The organism is Psychrobacter sp. PSP (assembly GCF_024085615.1).
In the GTDB taxonomy this organism is placed as follows: domain Bacteria; phylum Pseudomonadota; class Gammaproteobacteria; order Pseudomonadales; family Moraxellaceae; genus Psychrobacter; species Psychrobacter pacificensis.
This window is the reverse complement of record NZ_JABLTF010000007.1, coordinates 1-15,094: the sequence shown is the minus strand read 5'-3', so window position 1 is coordinate 15,094 and position 15,094 is coordinate 1. Positions and strand designations below refer to the sequence as shown.

14 protein-coding genes and 4 pseudogenes are annotated in these 15,094 nt (G+C 41.2%); 11 read left to right on the top strand and 7 right to left on the bottom strand.

All coding sequences use genetic code 11. The features are described from left to right. The first annotated feature begins 247 nt into the window (after positions 1-247). The 5 genes from merR (at position 248) to merA (ending at position 3,364) form a co-directional block, all read left to right on the top strand. Positions 248-619, top strand: a complete 372-nt coding sequence (gene merR / locus HL061_RS02035; protein WP_033011277.1) for an Hg(II)-responsive transcriptional regulator — start codon at positions 248-250, stop codon at positions 617-619. Positions 620-806: 187 nt separating this feature from the next. Continuing rightward, positions 807-1,154, top strand: a complete 348-nt coding sequence (locus tag HL061_RS02030) for a mercuric transporter MerT family protein (RefSeq protein ID WP_016899520.1) — start codon at positions 807-809, stop codon at positions 1,152-1,154. A gap of 46 nt (positions 1,155-1,200) precedes the next feature. Continuing rightward, positions 1,201-1,485 carry a mercury resistance system periplasmic binding protein MerP gene (merP, locus tag HL061_RS02025; protein ID WP_008110847.1) on the top strand — a complete coding sequence of 95 codons (285 nt, stop codon included), beginning with the start codon at positions 1,201-1,203 and terminating at the stop codon, positions 1,483-1,485. Beyond that, entirely contained in the window at positions 1,485-1,904 is a 420-nt protein-coding gene (gene merC / locus HL061_RS02020; protein ID WP_186475527.1) for an organomercurial transporter MerC, read from the top strand. Before merP ends, merC begins: the two co-directional genes overlap by 1 nt. A 20-nt stretch (positions 1,905-1,924) precedes the next feature. Continuing rightward, positions 1,925-3,364, top strand: coding sequence for a mercury(II) reductase (gene merA, locus HL061_RS02015; RefSeq protein WP_025643785.1), 1,440 nt, complete (start codon positions 1,925-1,927; stop codon positions 3,362-3,364). A gap of 248 nt (positions 3,365-3,612) precedes the next feature. Here merA and lspA read toward each other — a convergent pair whose 3' ends face one another. Continuing rightward, positions 3,613-4,320, bottom strand: a complete 708-nt coding sequence (gene lspA / locus HL061_RS02010; RefSeq protein ID WP_071001646.1) for a signal peptidase II — start codon at positions 4,318-4,320, stop codon at positions 3,613-3,615. Between the two features lie 156 nt (positions 4,321-4,476). Then, the gene (locus HL061_RS02005) at positions 4,477-5,127 is read right to left on the bottom strand and encodes an IS1595-like element ISPssp3 family transposase (RefSeq protein WP_075105847.1); all 651 of its coding nucleotides are present in this window, start codon (positions 5,125-5,127) and stop codon (positions 4,477-4,479) included. 55 nt (positions 5,128-5,182) lie between these two features. Between HL061_RS02005 and HL061_RS02000 the strand changes: the two are divergent. Continuing rightward, positions 5,183-5,386: pseudogene (locus tag HL061_RS02000) on the top strand (transposase); the annotation flags it as partial. Positions 5,387-5,623: 237 nt separating this feature from the next. On the opposite strand, the gene HL061_RS01995 reads toward HL061_RS02000, so the two are convergent. From HL061_RS01995 to HL061_RS01985, 3 genes and pseudogenes are all read right to left on the bottom strand, one after another. Next, complete coding sequence (locus HL061_RS01995; protein WP_071001644.1) at positions 5,624-6,367, bottom strand: TorF family putative porin; 744 nt, start codon at positions 6,365-6,367, stop codon at positions 5,624-5,626. A gap of 348 nt (positions 6,368-6,715) precedes the next feature. Next, positions 6,716-6,943 (bottom strand): annotated as a pseudogene (locus HL061_RS01990) (threonine synthase); the annotation flags it as partial. Positions 6,944-6,996: 53 nt separating this feature from the next. Continuing rightward, positions 6,997-7,647 carry an IS1595-like element ISPssp3 family transposase gene (locus HL061_RS01985; RefSeq protein WP_071001643.1) on the bottom strand — a complete coding sequence of 217 codons (651 nt, stop codon included), beginning with the start codon at positions 7,645-7,647 and terminating at the stop codon, positions 6,997-6,999. A 55-nt stretch (positions 7,648-7,702) separates the two neighbouring features. Between HL061_RS01985 and HL061_RS01980 the strand changes: the two are divergent. Then, a pseudogene (locus HL061_RS01980) lies at positions 7,703-7,906 on the top strand (transposase); the annotation flags it as partial. Positions 7,907-8,019: 113 nt separating this feature from the next. Next, on the top strand, positions 8,020-10,188 hold the full coding sequence (gene dsbD / locus HL061_RS01975) for a protein-disulfide reductase DsbD (protein ID WP_252962454.1): 2,169 nt from the start codon (positions 8,020-8,022) through the stop codon (positions 10,186-10,188). A gap of 205 nt (positions 10,189-10,393) precedes the next feature. On the opposite strand, the gene HL061_RS01970 is transcribed toward dsbD, so the two are convergent. Then, on the bottom strand, positions 10,394-11,275 hold the full coding sequence (locus HL061_RS01970; protein ID WP_071001640.1) for an IS982 family transposase: 882 nt from the start codon (positions 11,273-11,275) through the stop codon (positions 10,394-10,396). 129 nt (positions 11,276-11,404) lie between these two features. Between HL061_RS01970 and HL061_RS01965 the strand changes: the two genes are divergently transcribed. The 3 genes from HL061_RS01965 to HL061_RS01955 all read left to right on the top strand — a co-directional run bounded on the left by HL061_RS01965 (position 11,405) and on the right by HL061_RS01955 (position 14,693). Further along, complete coding sequence (locus HL061_RS01965) at positions 11,405-12,241, top strand: cation transporter (protein ID WP_102091635.1); 837 nt, start codon at positions 11,405-11,407, stop codon at positions 12,239-12,241. Positions 12,242-12,950: 709 nt separating this feature from the next. After that, a complete protein-coding gene (gene rsmA / locus HL061_RS01960; RefSeq protein ID WP_071001639.1) occupies positions 12,951-13,805 on the top strand; it encodes a 16S rRNA (adenine(1518)-N(6)/adenine(1519)-N(6))-dimethyltransferase RsmA in 855 nt (284 codons plus the stop codon). 51 nt (positions 13,806-13,856) lie between these two features. Continuing rightward, on the top strand, positions 13,857-14,693 hold the full coding sequence (locus HL061_RS01955) for a symmetrical bis(5'-nucleosyl)-tetraphosphatase (protein ID WP_071001638.1): 837 nt from the start codon (positions 13,857-13,859) through the stop codon (positions 14,691-14,693). A gap of 296 nt (positions 14,694-14,989) precedes the next feature. On the opposite strand, the pseudogene HL061_RS01950 reads toward HL061_RS01955, so the two are convergent. Then, positions 14,990-15,094, bottom strand: a pseudogene (locus tag HL061_RS01950) (IS1595 family transposase); the annotation flags it as partial.

Genomic DNA, 15,094 nt, shown 5'->3' with positions numbered 1-15,094 from the left:
ATACTCATGTAGAACTGCATGTAATAACACTAATTTGGACTTTGATAATGAAAAAGGATAAACCATACATTGTTGTGGTTTAATATTGTTGTAACAACGGTAACTTTACTTATTTAATAGAAGAAAAAACAAAATCAATTAGCGATGTTTAAACTGGTATTCATTGATGGTCACTTTAATTAGATATAAAGTAAGTAAACAAAAAGTCAGTAAGGTAATTGATAACGTGTCTAAACGAACCATAAGTATGTTGGCTAAAGAACTGAGTGTAAATGTCGAAACAATTCGCTTTTATGAACGCAAAGGCTTAATTAAACAACCACCAAAGCCTATGCAGGGCTATAGACATTACCCGAAAGAAACGGTAAATAGAATACATTTTATCAAGCGTTCTCAAGAATTAGGTTTTACGCTAAATGAGATTGAAGGGTTACTTGCGTTAAACGATAGTCCATGTAGTAAAGTACAAGAATTAGCTAATAAAAAACTGATCGCAGTACAAAAAAAGATGGCTGACTTGTTGTTGTTAGAACACGCTTTGGAAGAACATTTAGGACAATGCCAAAATAATGATGACGATAGCCACTGCCCAATAATTGATTCGTTGCAACCGAAGTAAATGATTCACTTAACTACCATTTCCCACTAAAACAGCATATCCAATTTTACTTCTGCGCCTTAATTCAAGTTAGCTTATTCCCCGTATCTGTCGTAGCAGATTATCAAAGATAAATTTTTTATAAATCACCCTTGACTCCGTACTTAGGTACATGCAATACACTTGCATTATCTAATGAGGTATCTATATGAATCAAAAAGAATCAAACCTTCCAATGATAGGAGGCATCATAGCAGCATTAGGCGCAGGCGTATGCTGTGTAGGTCCTTTGCTCCTGTTATTACTTGGGGTAAGTGGCTCATGGATTGGTAATTTAACTGCATTTGAACCCTATAGGCCATTATTTATCGCATTTGTAGTGTTGTTGTTTGGTTACTCAGGTTGGAAAATTTACCGTCCTGTAGAAGAGTGTGAGCCGGGAACGGCCTGTGCAATTCCTAAGAAACAGCAACAACGAAAAGTCATTTTCTGGCTGAGCGCTATAGTTGCGACAATTTTAGTGACCAGTAATTATTGGATACTTTTGTTTGCTTAATATACAGATCAAGAAATTTATAACATTTTAAAATTTGGAGCTAATTATGAAAAAATTATTATTAACCGCACTGCTTTCACTTTCTAGTTTTGGTGCTTTTGCTGAAGTAAAAACAGTTACACTGGAAGTGCCAACGATGAACTGTGCGACATGTCCAATCACAGTTAAAAAGTCATTAGAAAATGTTGATGGCGTTGAAAATGCGAAAGTTACCTACAAGCCTAAGCTAGCTGTTGTTTCTTTTGATGACACTAAAACCAACATCAATGCATTAATTGCAGCGACTACCAACGCTGGCTACCCTTCAAATTTAAAAAGTGAAAATAAGTAATATTTAGCCCCTTAGAACTAGTTACGCGTATCGGAGATAAAGCAGGCTCTATAGGTGCACTTGTTTCGGCAATGGGATGCGCCATGTGTTTTCCCGCGATAGCTAGTCTTGGTGCGGCAATTGGGATGGGATTTCTTAGTCAGTGGGAAGGGGTATTTATCAATACGTTGTTACCACTGTTTGCAGTATTAGCGCTGGTAATGAATATCTTAGGCTGGTTTAGCCATCGTCAATGGCACCGTAGTTTTATCGGTTCAATTGGCCCCATTTTGGTTTTACTCTCTTTATACCCTTGGTTCCAGTACGGGTGGAGTTCATACGTTACTTATACGGGGCTAGGACTAATGGTTGCTGTATCAATTTGGGACATGGTTTCTCCTGCGAATAAACGCTGTGATGATGAAACTTGTACCGCTTAACTTTTTAAGAGGAATAAAATATGTCAACGAATAGTTGTTGCTCGCCAAATGACATCCAGCCAGAACAATTACATGTAGCCATTATTGGTAGTGGTTCAGGGGCCTTTGCCAGTGCGATTAAAGCAGCAGAAGGCGGAGCAAGAGTTACTATCATTGAAGGAGCCGATGTAATCGGAGGTTGCTGTGTAAATGTCGGCTGTGTTCCTTCAAAAATATTGATCCGTGCTGCGCAATTAGCGCATCAGCAACGTACTAACCCGTTTGATGGTTTAGAAAATATTCAGCCACAACTTAGCCGCTCCTTATTAGCACATCAGCAAAACGCTCGCGTCGAAGAACTACGCGATGCTAAATATCAACGTATTTTAGAGAGTAATCCCGCGCTATCTTTACTTAAAGGTTATGCACGTTTTAAAAATCAAAATACCTTGCTAGTTCACAAGTCTGATGGTAGTGAAGAAGAGCTGGTTGCAGATCGCATTTTAATTGCAACAGGCTCTACACCAAGCATTCCGCCAATTAAGGGTTTAGTTGATACACCTTATTGGACATCAACAGAAGCCTTATTTGCAGAAGAGTTACCGAGTAGTCTAGTTGTCATCGGCTCCTCCGTTGTTGCTCTGGAAATTGCGCAAGCTTATGCCCGTTTAGGTAGCCGTGTGACAATTCTAGCCAGACATACCCTTTTATATGCTGAAGATCCGTTATTAGGTGAAAAACTGGCAGAGTGCTTTGAAAAAGAAGGTATTAGGGTACTTAATAATACGCAAGCAAGTCATGTTTCTTATGATAGCAATGGTTTTTCATTGGAAACTAACGAAGGAACATTAATCGCTGAAAAATTGCTTATCTCTACGGGTCGCCATGCAAATACTGGAAAGCTTGGTTTAGAAAATGTTGGTGTTGAAACAGATAAAAGTGGTGCCATTGTTGTTAATAGTATGATGGAAACATCAACAGCTAACATTTATGCCGCTGGAGATTGCTCCAATATGCCACAATTTGTTTATGTTGCTGCTGCTGCCGGAAGTAGGGCTGGAATTAATATGACAGGTGGAAATGCGCAACTCGACTTATCTACCATGCCTGCTGTTATATTCACCGACCCACAAGTTGCTACGGTAGGTCTAACCGAAGTACAAGCTTCAGCGGTAGGAATAAATACGATAAGTCGTGTACTTGATATGGAAAACGTACCAAGAGCTTTAGCAAATTTTGAAACGGATGGTTTTATCAAGTTGGTAGCTGAAGAATCCACGGGAAAACTGATAGGCGCACAAATTTTAGCCCATGAAGGCGGAGAACTGATTCAAAGTGCGGCTCTTGCTATTCATAATAAAATGACAGTCGAAGAATTGGCAGGTCAACTATTTCCGTATTTGACGATGGTTGAAGGATTGAAGTTATGCGCTCAAACCTTTAGCAAAGACGTTAAAGAGCTATCTTGCTGCGCAGGGTAATCATTTAACGGTAATGTACTTACAGAAATGTTAATGGAGTGCCATTAATAGCTGTTATTTCAAATAATTTTCTAGCGGTTTTTTCTCAAAATCTGTTTTAAGACCTAAAATGAGTGAGTACCTATACCAGTCATACATTACCTTCCAGTTCACATTTTATAAACATACTCAAGTATAAAAAGTATTTTTCCGTATAGAGTGACTATGACGCTAGTTCTTTTTATTTGTACTGATCAATATTCACTTGTTTATTCATTACGCTTACTTTCCAAAAATATCATATCAATTATAATCAACGCTACACCGACACAGACACCTATATCTGCAACATTGAAAAGAGGATAATTCCAGACATCAGCATAATGCACATGGATAAAGTCAACCACTTTACCAATTCTTAAACGATCGATTAAGTTGCCAATCGCACCACCAAGCATTAAGGCCAACCCCATAGATAATAGCTTGGCTGCACGTGGCGCTTTGATTAAATAAACCGTTAAAAAGATAGCCATTACAAAAGCTAAGCCTGAGAAAAACCATTTCTGCCAACCGCCAGCGTTGGCTAAAAAGCTAAATGCTGCCCCATAGTTATAAGCGAGTGTCCAGTTGAGAAATGGTTCAATGACCGGTACGGGGTCATTGAACGCTAATGTGGTTTGGGCCAACCACTTAGTCCATTGATCAAGTATTAATACCATTATCGCCAACAAATACCAGATAAAAGCGCGACTGCCATTGGCAACCATTTTTGGCATTTTGTCCAACTTATCTTTAGGTGTTATTGAGTTGCCTGAAGTCACGTACATAGCTTTAGGCGTATGATTCATGGTTTTAGAGTCAATCGATTGATGAGTACTACTCACAGCTATAGGTACTTTATTGTCAGCAATATTAGTACTAGCCGATTCAACGCTATTCAATTTAGTACTATCTAATCTGTCGGTAGATTCAGTCATAGTTGTTTTCTTTATCTGTGTTTATACAATGAACAATGTTAAACGTATATGTTTTTGGTATACGACTATTAATCGCGCCACTTTTATAAACGGCTCCACTTACCGCTCTGGTGTTATGAAACTTACGGTAATAATTTTTGGGGCTGTCCTAGATAACTAGTTCAAACCCTGTTTAACCCATTGTTTTAATTGTAGTAATTGCGACTTTGGGTCACTGTGATTAAAACGCCACTCACATTCCTTTAAATAGAGGTGAAAATGCTCTTTTGGGACCCCGTTAAACTTACGTAGATGCCGTTTAGCTTGGTTCCAGAAGTTCTCTATACCGTTAATATGATTCTTGTCATTAACAAAGGTTTTAGAGTGGTTGATACGATAATGAGTAAACTCACTGACATCTAATGCGTTATAGCTTTTAAATGAGTCAGTATAAACAATGCTATCAGGCTTCACTTTTTCTCTTATAATGGGGATCAAAGTATCTGCTTTAGCATTGGGTATAATACAAGCGTAGACCTTGCCATTACGCTTTAATAGACCAAACACGGGCACTTTGCTACCAGCACCTCGCCCTCGCTTGCCTTTACGAGTGCCACCAAAGTATGATTCGTCTACTTCGATTTCGCCTTCAAATAGACCAGGGTCTTGACTATTCTCGTAAATAAGCAGTCTTAGCCTATGAAAGTAATAACTGGCTGTGGTTTTATTAACACCAACTAAGCTTGCTGCTGTTCTCGCGGTAGAACCGGCAACAAATAACTCGATGAGTCTGCTTTGTTTATACCAACTTAGTTTACTCTTTCTCATAGTGCTATCCTAAATAATTTTACTCATCTAGGACAGCCCCTTACTTGAGCCTATGGATGAGGTACTACTCAATCATCGCTCTTTGGTTGAAACGGTGTTTGGGGAGCTTAAAAACTTGTGCCAAATCGAACACTCACGCCATCGTAGTGTCACGGGGTTTATCACAAACTTGCTGTCAGGTTTAATTGCTTATTGCTGGTTTCCCTATAAACCCACCATCAAAAATATGCCTCAGCAGGGACAGGTAGCAACATTGTAAATTTGTTTATACCAACTTAGTTTACTCTTTCTCATAGTGCTATCCTAAATAATTTTACTCATCTAGGACAGCCCCTTCTTTTTAATCTATTCAAACAATCTTTATTCGATATAAATATTAAGCATTTAACATGCCAAGACGTATTTAGAACCAATTCTCCATAAAAAAATCCTGCCTTGAAGTAAGACAGGATTTTTTTATCGCAAGGCTAATTTTCTAGCCTATGCTATTTACAACTTAGAATGCTTTAGTAATTGTAAATACAGCACCAGTCTCTACACCACGTTTGTACGGGTTGGTGTCGGCGTCAATATTTGTGCCGACAGCAGCAAGCTCAGCTGACAGGTCTTCAACAGAAGCAAAGCTGTAAGTCACACCAACTTTCCAGTCGATGTAGTTATCATCGCCACTAGCGTTATCACTGAAATCATAATCGTCAGCAGTGGTATAACCTAAGCTTGCTACACCACCGAAAGATGCGCTCAATGGCATGCTATAAGTCAGGTTTAAATACCATGCATCAGTATCTAAGCCAAAAAAATCATTAGTGAAATTCACGCTTGCAAGCAAACTGTCACCAACAGTGATGGTGTCTGCAAAACCTAGACGTGCATACAGCTCAAGCCAATTCAAATCAGAAGCACTTGGATAGCCGTAGTACCATAAACCGACATCTAAAACTGGTTTAGACGCCAAAGAGCCAAGTTCAGTGCTATAACCTACATATGGATCGAGCTCTAATGAGCTACCAAAGCCGACATTCGAGCCCCAGACACCTGCGTATAAGCCAGAGCTATGGGTTAATCCATAACCAACTTGAACGGCAGGGTCGCTTTCAGTTTGTGTCATACCACGATAGCGGTAATCTGAAGTCATTGCTGCAGTACCAGAGAATGATACATCGCTTTCAGCTGCCATAGTCAAGCCACTTGCACAAGTGAGTAAAGATGCAGCCACTAATGTAGAAAGTTTAAAGTTCATGTTGGTATTCCCCCAAGCTGTTTATTACAAATGTTCAAATCGAAATGATTTGACTCTGAACTTGTTATTGAAATAGCAAAGGGCGTGCCAACTTTATTAAGTTACTGTTTTATCTTATTTCTTTGCAATAAAACTGCAATAACTTACAAAACCAACTTTGAAGCATTATTGTATTGCACAAATATTGGGCGATTTATTGATTTTGCACCAAAACAAATCAAACTGTATCAAATTGTTTGTAAATAGGAATTATTCTTATACAGTTTATATTCTGCACGATGCAATAAAAAAAACCAACCGCAGTTGGTTGGCTTTTTAAGTATTTTCTTCTGAGCAAAGCATGAAAAATTATTTTTCCATATTTGATAGGATTGATGTTCTGACATCATCCAATGTGGCATTGATGGTGAGCATCACGGCATCGGCACATTGTTTGATCGCAGTGTCAGGATCTTTTAGACCATTACCCGTCACTGTGCAAACGATCACCGAACCTTCAGCGATTTTACCTGCTTTAATATCACGGATTGCACCGCCGATTGAAGCCGCCGATGCAGGCTCAACGAATACGCCTTTTACTTCTAATACTCTTGGATTAGGTTTGGTCATTTTGGGGCTGTCCTAGATAACTAGCTCAAACCCTGTTTAACCCATTGTTTTAATTGTAGTAATTGCGACTTTGGGTCACTGTGATTAAAACGCCACTCACATTCCTTTAAATAAAGGTGAAAATGCTCTTTTGGAACTCCGTTAAACTTACGTAGATGCCGTTTAGCTTGGTTCCAAAAGTTCTCTATACCATTAATGTGATTCTTATCATTAACAAAGGTTTTGGAGTGGTTAATACGATAATGAGTAAACTCACTGACATCTAATGCGTTATAGCTTTTAAATGAGTCAGTATAAACAATGCTATCAGGCTTCACTTTTTCTCTTATAATGGGGATCAAAGTATCTGCTTTAGCATTGGGTATAATACAAGCGTAGACCTTGCCATTACGCTTTAATAGACCAAACACGGGCACTTTGCTACCAGCACCTCGCCCTCGCTTGCCTTTACGAGTGCCACCAAAGTATGATTCGTCTACTTCGATTTCGCCTTCAAATAGACCAGGGTCTTGACTATTCTCGTAAATAAGCAGTCTTAGCCTATGAAAGTAATAACTGGCTGTGGTTTTATTAACACCAACTAAGCTTGCTGCTGTTCTCGCGGTAGAACCGGCAACAAATAGCTCGATGAGTCTGTTTTGTTTATACCAACTTAGTTTACTCTTTCTCATAGTGCTATCCTAAATAATTTTACTTATCTAGGACAGCCCCTTACTTGAGCCTATGGATGAGGTACTACTCAATCATCGCTCTTTGGTTGAAACGGTGTTTGGGGAGCTTAAAAACTTGTGTCAGATTGAGCATTCACGCCATCGTAGTGTCACGGGGTTTATCACAAACTTGCTGTCAGGTTTAATTGCTTATTGCTGGTTTCCCTATAAACCCACCATCAAAAATATGCCTCAGCAGGGACAGGTAGCAACATTGTAAATAGTGTCAATGAGTTACAATGTGGCTTATCCCGAACTGGGGTTGTAAATAGACAAGTCCATACAGACAGTGAATTGGTCAATTCGAATATTGGAAATAATAGGTAGCCCTTCATGTCCCTTAAGAGCGCAGAAAAGTCTCCGTCATTAACGCAAAATAAATCGTCGAAAAAATCTTATCTGTTGGCGTTCGCTTTCAGCGCGGGTTCATTATTGACAGGGCTAGCAGCGACTGGGCTGACGGCCGTGCCAGTGGCATCGCAAGCGGCAGGATTGGGCGATTTATTTGGTAATAAAAGTGCTGCCCAACCGAAATTTTTGCCTGTTGATGAAGCGTTTCAAGTTAGCAGCAGCAGCAAACCGACCAATAATGGCACGCGCTTAGCCATTAAATTTGACATTACGCCTGAGCACTATGTTTATAAAGACCAAATTAAGCTAACGCTGCCTGCAGGCGTGAGCGCCGCACCTTTTACCTTTAGCCAAAAGCCAGTCTCCATCGACGATCCAACTTTTGGGCAAGTATTGGTATTTGACCAAGCCAATATGGTTGCTACTACCATTTTGAGTAGTAGTAATGGCAAGGCGATAAATAATGCCGCCGTGACGATAGGTTGGCAAGGCTGTGCCAAAGCGGGTCTATGCTATCCACCGGAGAAAATAAAAACCACAGTCAATATTGCTGCTGCGTCACAATCGGCAGCCAATAGTTCAAGTAGTACTGCTACAGGTTCTGCGAGCAATAACAGCAATGCAGAAACTGCGCAAGCCTCTACAGATGGGACAGTTACCAATAGTCTTGCTACAGAGCAAACTACGCCAGATGACGAGGTGATTGATTACGCTTTGTTAGATGACGAAGCATTAGATGCAGAGCTTGGTGCAATCAATACCATCTCTGGTGCCGATGAAGAAGTGGTAGGCGATAATGTCACAAGTGAAGCAGCGAACAATGACGCTGTCATAAATAATGCTGCTGCAACGAACAATACCGTTGTTGGCGATAATGCGATTGATAGCGACCCTTTTGGCTTAGCCTCGCATCCGTGGTTGGCATTGGTGTTATTGTTCTTGGCAGGATTGGGCTTGGCATTGACACCATGCGTGTTACCGATGCTACCGATTGTTGCCAATATCGTCGCGCGTGAAGACAATCCAACGGTAAAACGCGGTGTTATTTTAACGACCAGCTACGCTATTGGTGTTGCCATCGCTTATGGTATTTTAGGCGCGGTCATTGCGGTATTTGGCGAATCGTTAGGCATTATCGGTTGGCTACAAAATCCGATTATTTTAATTGGGTTTGCCATCGTTTTTGTCTTATTAGCCCTTTATATGTTGGGCGTATTTAGCATTCGTCTGCCGAGATTTATCAGTAGTAAAATGCAGGGTCTAAGCCAAGCGGGGGATAGCAAGCTTGGTAGTACGGGCGGCAGTTTAATTGCGGGATTCTTATCGGCGCTCGTGGTATCGCCTTGTGTTTCGGCACCCTTATTTGGGGCGCTGCTTGCTGTATCAACGATTGGAAGTCCATTACTTGGCTTTGCGGCTTTATTTATGCTCGGTTTTGGTTTATCAGCGCCGCTTATTTTAATCGGCGCGACCCAAGGTAAAATCATGCCAAAAGCGGGTGAGTGGATGAACTGGGTCAAGCAGGGCTTTGCTTTGTTGCTTTTTGCCGTGGCATTGTTATTAATTGAACGCGTCTTTATCTCGCCTGTGATGCTGATGGTTTGGGCGCTGTGGTTTATGGTCGTGGCGATGTGGGCGTGGAGCTGGCTAGGCAAAGGTCGGATGCTGACCCAAGCGCTAGGCTTAATCGCTGGTATTTGGGCGACGTGTTTAATCGTCGGCGCCGCATTGGGCAATGACGACAGCTTGCATCCGCTTGCCTCCCTAACTGCGGTTCCGGTGCTGCAGACAACTGCTGGTCAACCAGCCACCAGTAATGCAACCGATAAGACGGTCACGACGCTGGCTGAGTTAGATGCCATTGTCGCCGCCAATCCTAAAGTGCTGGTCGATGTCACCGCCGAATGGTGTATTGCATGCCGGACTATGGAGAAAAACTTATTTCATAATCGCCCTGCGCAAATGCAAGATTGGCAATTGGTCAGACTTGATATCACGGAGACTACGGCTGATTCAAAAGCAATCTTAGCGCGTTATAAACTATTTGGTCCGCCAGCATTGCTGTATTATCAAGACGGGCAATTGGTCAATCAGCAAGTGGGTGAAATCGGGCGCGCAGCGTTTGAGCAAACCTTAACCGCGCTAAATTAATCGTTTAAATGTAGATAAATTCCACATCATTTCTACCCATTAAAAAGCCAACGTCCTTTGATAATAGGACGTTGTCTTTTTCAATCTTACTAAATAGCCTTTTTAATATAGACGCTAAATCCTTGGTTTAACGTTATTTATTACTATTCATTTAACTACTTAACCCCAGTTCGGGATAAGCCACATTGTAACTCATTGATACTATTTACAATGTGGCTACCTGTCCCTGCTGAGGCATGTTTTTGATGGTGGGTTTATAGGGAAACCAGCAATAAGCAATCAAACCTGACAGCAAGTTTGTAATAAAACCCGTCACACTACGATGGCGTGAATGCTCAATCTGACACAAGTTTTTCAGCTCCCTAAACACCGTCTCAACCAAAGAGCGATGATTGAGTAGCGCCTCATCTATCGGCTTGAGTAATTGGGGTTTCATATTACGCCGAAGTTTGGTTATCAACGTGGTATCATTGTGTTTTGTGAGCCACTCGTTTAGGGCTTTACTGATATAGCCTCTATCCCCAAACACCTTGCCAAACACAGGCGTTGCCATATCCTTAACAGGCACTCTGTCATCCGTATTACCCGCAGTGACTTTAACAGATACAAGCTCGCCCTTATGATTGATAATGGCGTGCAGCTTAAAGCCATAGAACCAGCCCATGCTGCTTTTGCCTCGGGTTGCAAGTCCCTTAACGACTTTATGACGGTAGATACGCTTGTTATGACAAACTGCTATCTTGGTTGAATCAATATAGCTGATGCCCGTACAGTCGCCCATCATGCTTTGCAAGTAGCTGCACAGTGGCATGATACTGCGCGGCACAAGCTCTATAAATCGCGAGTAGCTCGGCAGATTTGGAAACGCCCGTTTCATCATGCCAAGCATGTGATGGTAGTAAAACGCCTTAAACTGTCGATACCGCAGTTGATGAAACAGTACCAAGATGGTCATAATCTCTGCTACACTTATCTGGCATGCTCTTAACCTTTGGTGTCCCGTTGCGATTAAATGAGCGTCAAACTCAGGTTTGAATTGCTGATAAAAGTCGTCAATATGGCAGTATAGTTCGGTTAGGTTGTCCATGTAAGAAGTCCTTGTTGTGAAGTTTGTCTTGGTAAACTCACTTTAGCAACTTCGGACTTCTTTTTTTATCTTTTTTTATCTTTTTTTTCAGCCTACTTTTTGAACCACTACCCGGATATAAATGTAACTATGAATAAAACAACTTTTAAAATATCGAAGATGGACTGCCCTTCGGAGGAAAACCTAATCCGAATGAAATTAGAGGGCCACTCGAATATTGAACATCTTGAGTTCGACATTCCTAACCGTCAATTAACTGTGTTTCATCATGACAATATAGAAGGGATAGAGACTGCTATTCATGACCTAAAATTAGGAGACACCCTACTCTCGACCGAAACCATTGACCCCTCTGATCCCAACAATAATTTTAAAATTGATGCTGACTCTAGTCACAAAAAAGATGCTGAGCAAAGAAAGCTACTATGGATAGTGCTGGTCATTAACTTTGCTTTCTTTATTATTGAAATGAGCACGGGACTGATTTCTCGTTCGATGGGGTTGGTCGCCGACAGCTTAGATATGTTAGCAGATAGCTTCGTGTACGGAATTAGCTTATTTGCGGTCGGTGGAACGGTCATTAAGAAAAAACGGATTGCTAGAATTGCCGGATATTTTCAAATTACGCTAGCGATTCTTGGTTTTTTAGAAGTACTAAGACGTTTCTTTGGCAATGAGCAGTTACCTGACTTTTCTACCATGATAGTCATATCGATTCTTGCGCTAATTGCAAACTTGATTTGCCTCTATTTACTACAAAAATCGAAAAGCAAAGAAGGAGAAGAAGCCCATATGCAAGCCAGTATGATTTTCACTTCAAACGATGTGATTATCAATTTAGGGGTAATTGTTGCAGGGATTTTGGTTAATTGGTTACACTCTAGTACGCCTGATTTGATTATTGGTAGCATCGTATTTGCTTTAGTTATTCAGGGCGCCTTTAGAATATTGAAGTTGAGTAAGTAGCTTAATTAAACCGCTAAGTGTAAAGTAACTGGGTTTGAAGCAAATAAACATCATAAGGATATGAGACCTCAAGCAATGATTGAACAAACTTTAAATCTAGTCACCACCAAAGACCATCAGCAAGTTGCCGTTTGGCGAATAATAGATGATGAAGTCTTTGATAAGAATCTGGGAGACCTTCCTAAATTTTGTGTAAGTATTTAATCTAAACGTCAGTTACACAGAATCTGGGATGGTCTCTTCAAGTCCTCACTAGCGCACCGATCATAGATAGAATATCTATGGTAAGTACATCATGAAGTACACTGTGGCTATCTCAGCAAGTTGAAACCTTAATACCATTAGCTCACAGCCAAGGGATGGTCTCTTCAAGTCCTCACTAGCGCACCGATCATAGATAGAATATCTATGGTAAGTACATCATGAAGTACACTGTGGCTATCTCAGCAAGTTGAAACCTTAATACCATTAGCTCACAGCCAAGAGTTCAAGTCCTCATTAGGGTACCATCCTTATTCCCATTATGGGTCTTATGCTAGATGGTTCGAGAACAAAAAAGTGCCATGTCGGTTGTGATACATTTTAGATGACTTATAGATAAACTACCTCAAAAACACAGCCTAATTATGAGCTGTGTTATAATTTGCCATTATAACACCAGCACATTGCTATCATCTCTCATTTATCTTTTATCCATTAAGACTCTCTTATGTCCAACTCTACATTTGATGCTCAAGCCATTTCTAACAGTTTACGTACAGCCAAGCACCAACCGCGTAAGCGCTTTGGTCAAAACTTCTTGCATGATACCAGCGTCATTCGCGAAATCGTGGAAAGCATTCGTCTCGAGCGCGATGACAATTTGATTGAGATTGGGCCTGGTATGGGCGCATTGACCGAGCCTTTATTGGCAGAAGTAGATGCGATGACAGTCGTAGAGTTGGATCGCGATTTGGCAGACAGCTTGCGCATTCGTATTGGTGCCAATAGCCATCCAAATTTTACGATTATTAAAGATAACGCCATGCATGTGGACTATCGTGAGCTTTACAGCGAGGAGCGCGGTAAGCTACGTGTCGTCGGGAACTTACCATATAACATCTCAACGCCTATTTTGTTTCATTTGCTTGAGTTTGCTGATGTCATTCAAGACATGCACTTTATGCTACAAAAAGAAGTGGTTGAGCGCATCACAGCCGACGTTGGTAGCAAAACTTACGGTCGTCTGTCTGTGATTATGCAGTATTACTGTGATACAGATTATTTGCTGACTGTGCCTCGCGGCGCTTTTAATCCACCGCCCAAAGTCACCAGTGCCGTTTTTCGCCTAACGCCGCATATTGACAAACCGATAGTAGCAGAGGATGAAGAGTATTTTGCCATTGTGGTACGTGAGACCTTTAACCATCGTCGCAAGACGCTTCGCGCTATCTTCAAAAAATCAACCTTGCTGCCGACGCTGAGTGAGGATGATTTTGCCGCTTGCGGTATCGACCCACAGGCACGTCCTGAGACGTTGAGCGTTACAGATTTTGTCAATCTAAGCAATCAGGCTCGTCAATAGACGTTTAATGTAAATAATGACCAATTATTATATAAAAATCATAGAGGGATTATGAGTTTTCGCCATCAATATGTCATTGGTGACCTACAAGGTTGCCACGCGGCTTATCTACAATTACTAAAGACATTAGATTTTGATCCTAATCAAGACAAGTTATGGTTCGCCGGTGATTTGGTAGCGCGTGGTGAGGACTCATTAAATACCTTACGCGACGTCAAAGCGTTGTGTGAGCAGGGCGCTGCAGCAACGGTATTAGGCAATCATGATATCAATTTAATTGCAGTCTGGCGCGGCGCTGCAAAACTCAAGAGCAAAGACAAAACTGCGCCAATTTTTGCAGCGGATGACTGTGATGAATTGCTTGAGTGGTTACGCAGGCAGCCGATATTGGCGTATCCAGATGAGCATACGGTGTTGGTACATGCAGGGATTCCACCACATTGGAGTATTGAGGCAGCAGCAACATATGCAAAAGAGCTAGAATCGCAGCTGCAAGGGAGCTTAGAGCAGCTTGATGAACTACTGCCAAATCTCTATAGTAAAAAAGCCGATAAATGGCATTCAGGTATTGAAGGCTTTACCAGAATGCGAGCAATTGCCAATTACTTTACTCGTATGCGCCTGTGTCAGCAGGATGGTTTGCTTGAGTTTGATTTTAATGCTGGGCTAGATGAGCCTATGCCAACCGATTTTTTACCATGGTTTGAGTGGCAAGTACCGCGCACGCGTAAGATACTATTTGGTCATTGGGCCGCGCTACAAGGCGAGATTGATTTACCACATGCGCGTGCACTCGATGGTGGGTGTGTATGGGGCAACTGTCTGTTGGCGTATCGTCTCAGCGACGGCAAGGTAATAGCCTCAAGTGCACAGTGCCCGAGTTCATAACGTAGGCTACAAATACCCGGACTACAAATACCTTAGTATAAAAGCCTAAATAATCTTTTTAAATAGGTCCGCAAAAGCCGTCTGTTTCAAGTGGGCTATTGATTAATTAACAGCCCTGTTTTGATGGTTCTACTGAGATATACTCAGATGATTGAGTTATGCTCAAATGATTCATAAGGTGTCTAACTGAGTCATTAAGGAATAACGTCGTACCTGAATAATAGGACAGCGGCGGTTGACGCGACCAGTAGCCCAAGAAATATAAATAATAAGATAGGGGCTGTAGTAGATAAGGATTAAATATCACACCATTTTCTCAGGAATTTTAGCTGATTAGATGGTGAACCATAGTTAAATCTAAACTCACATTCTTTTAAAAATAAATGGAAGTTCTTCTTATC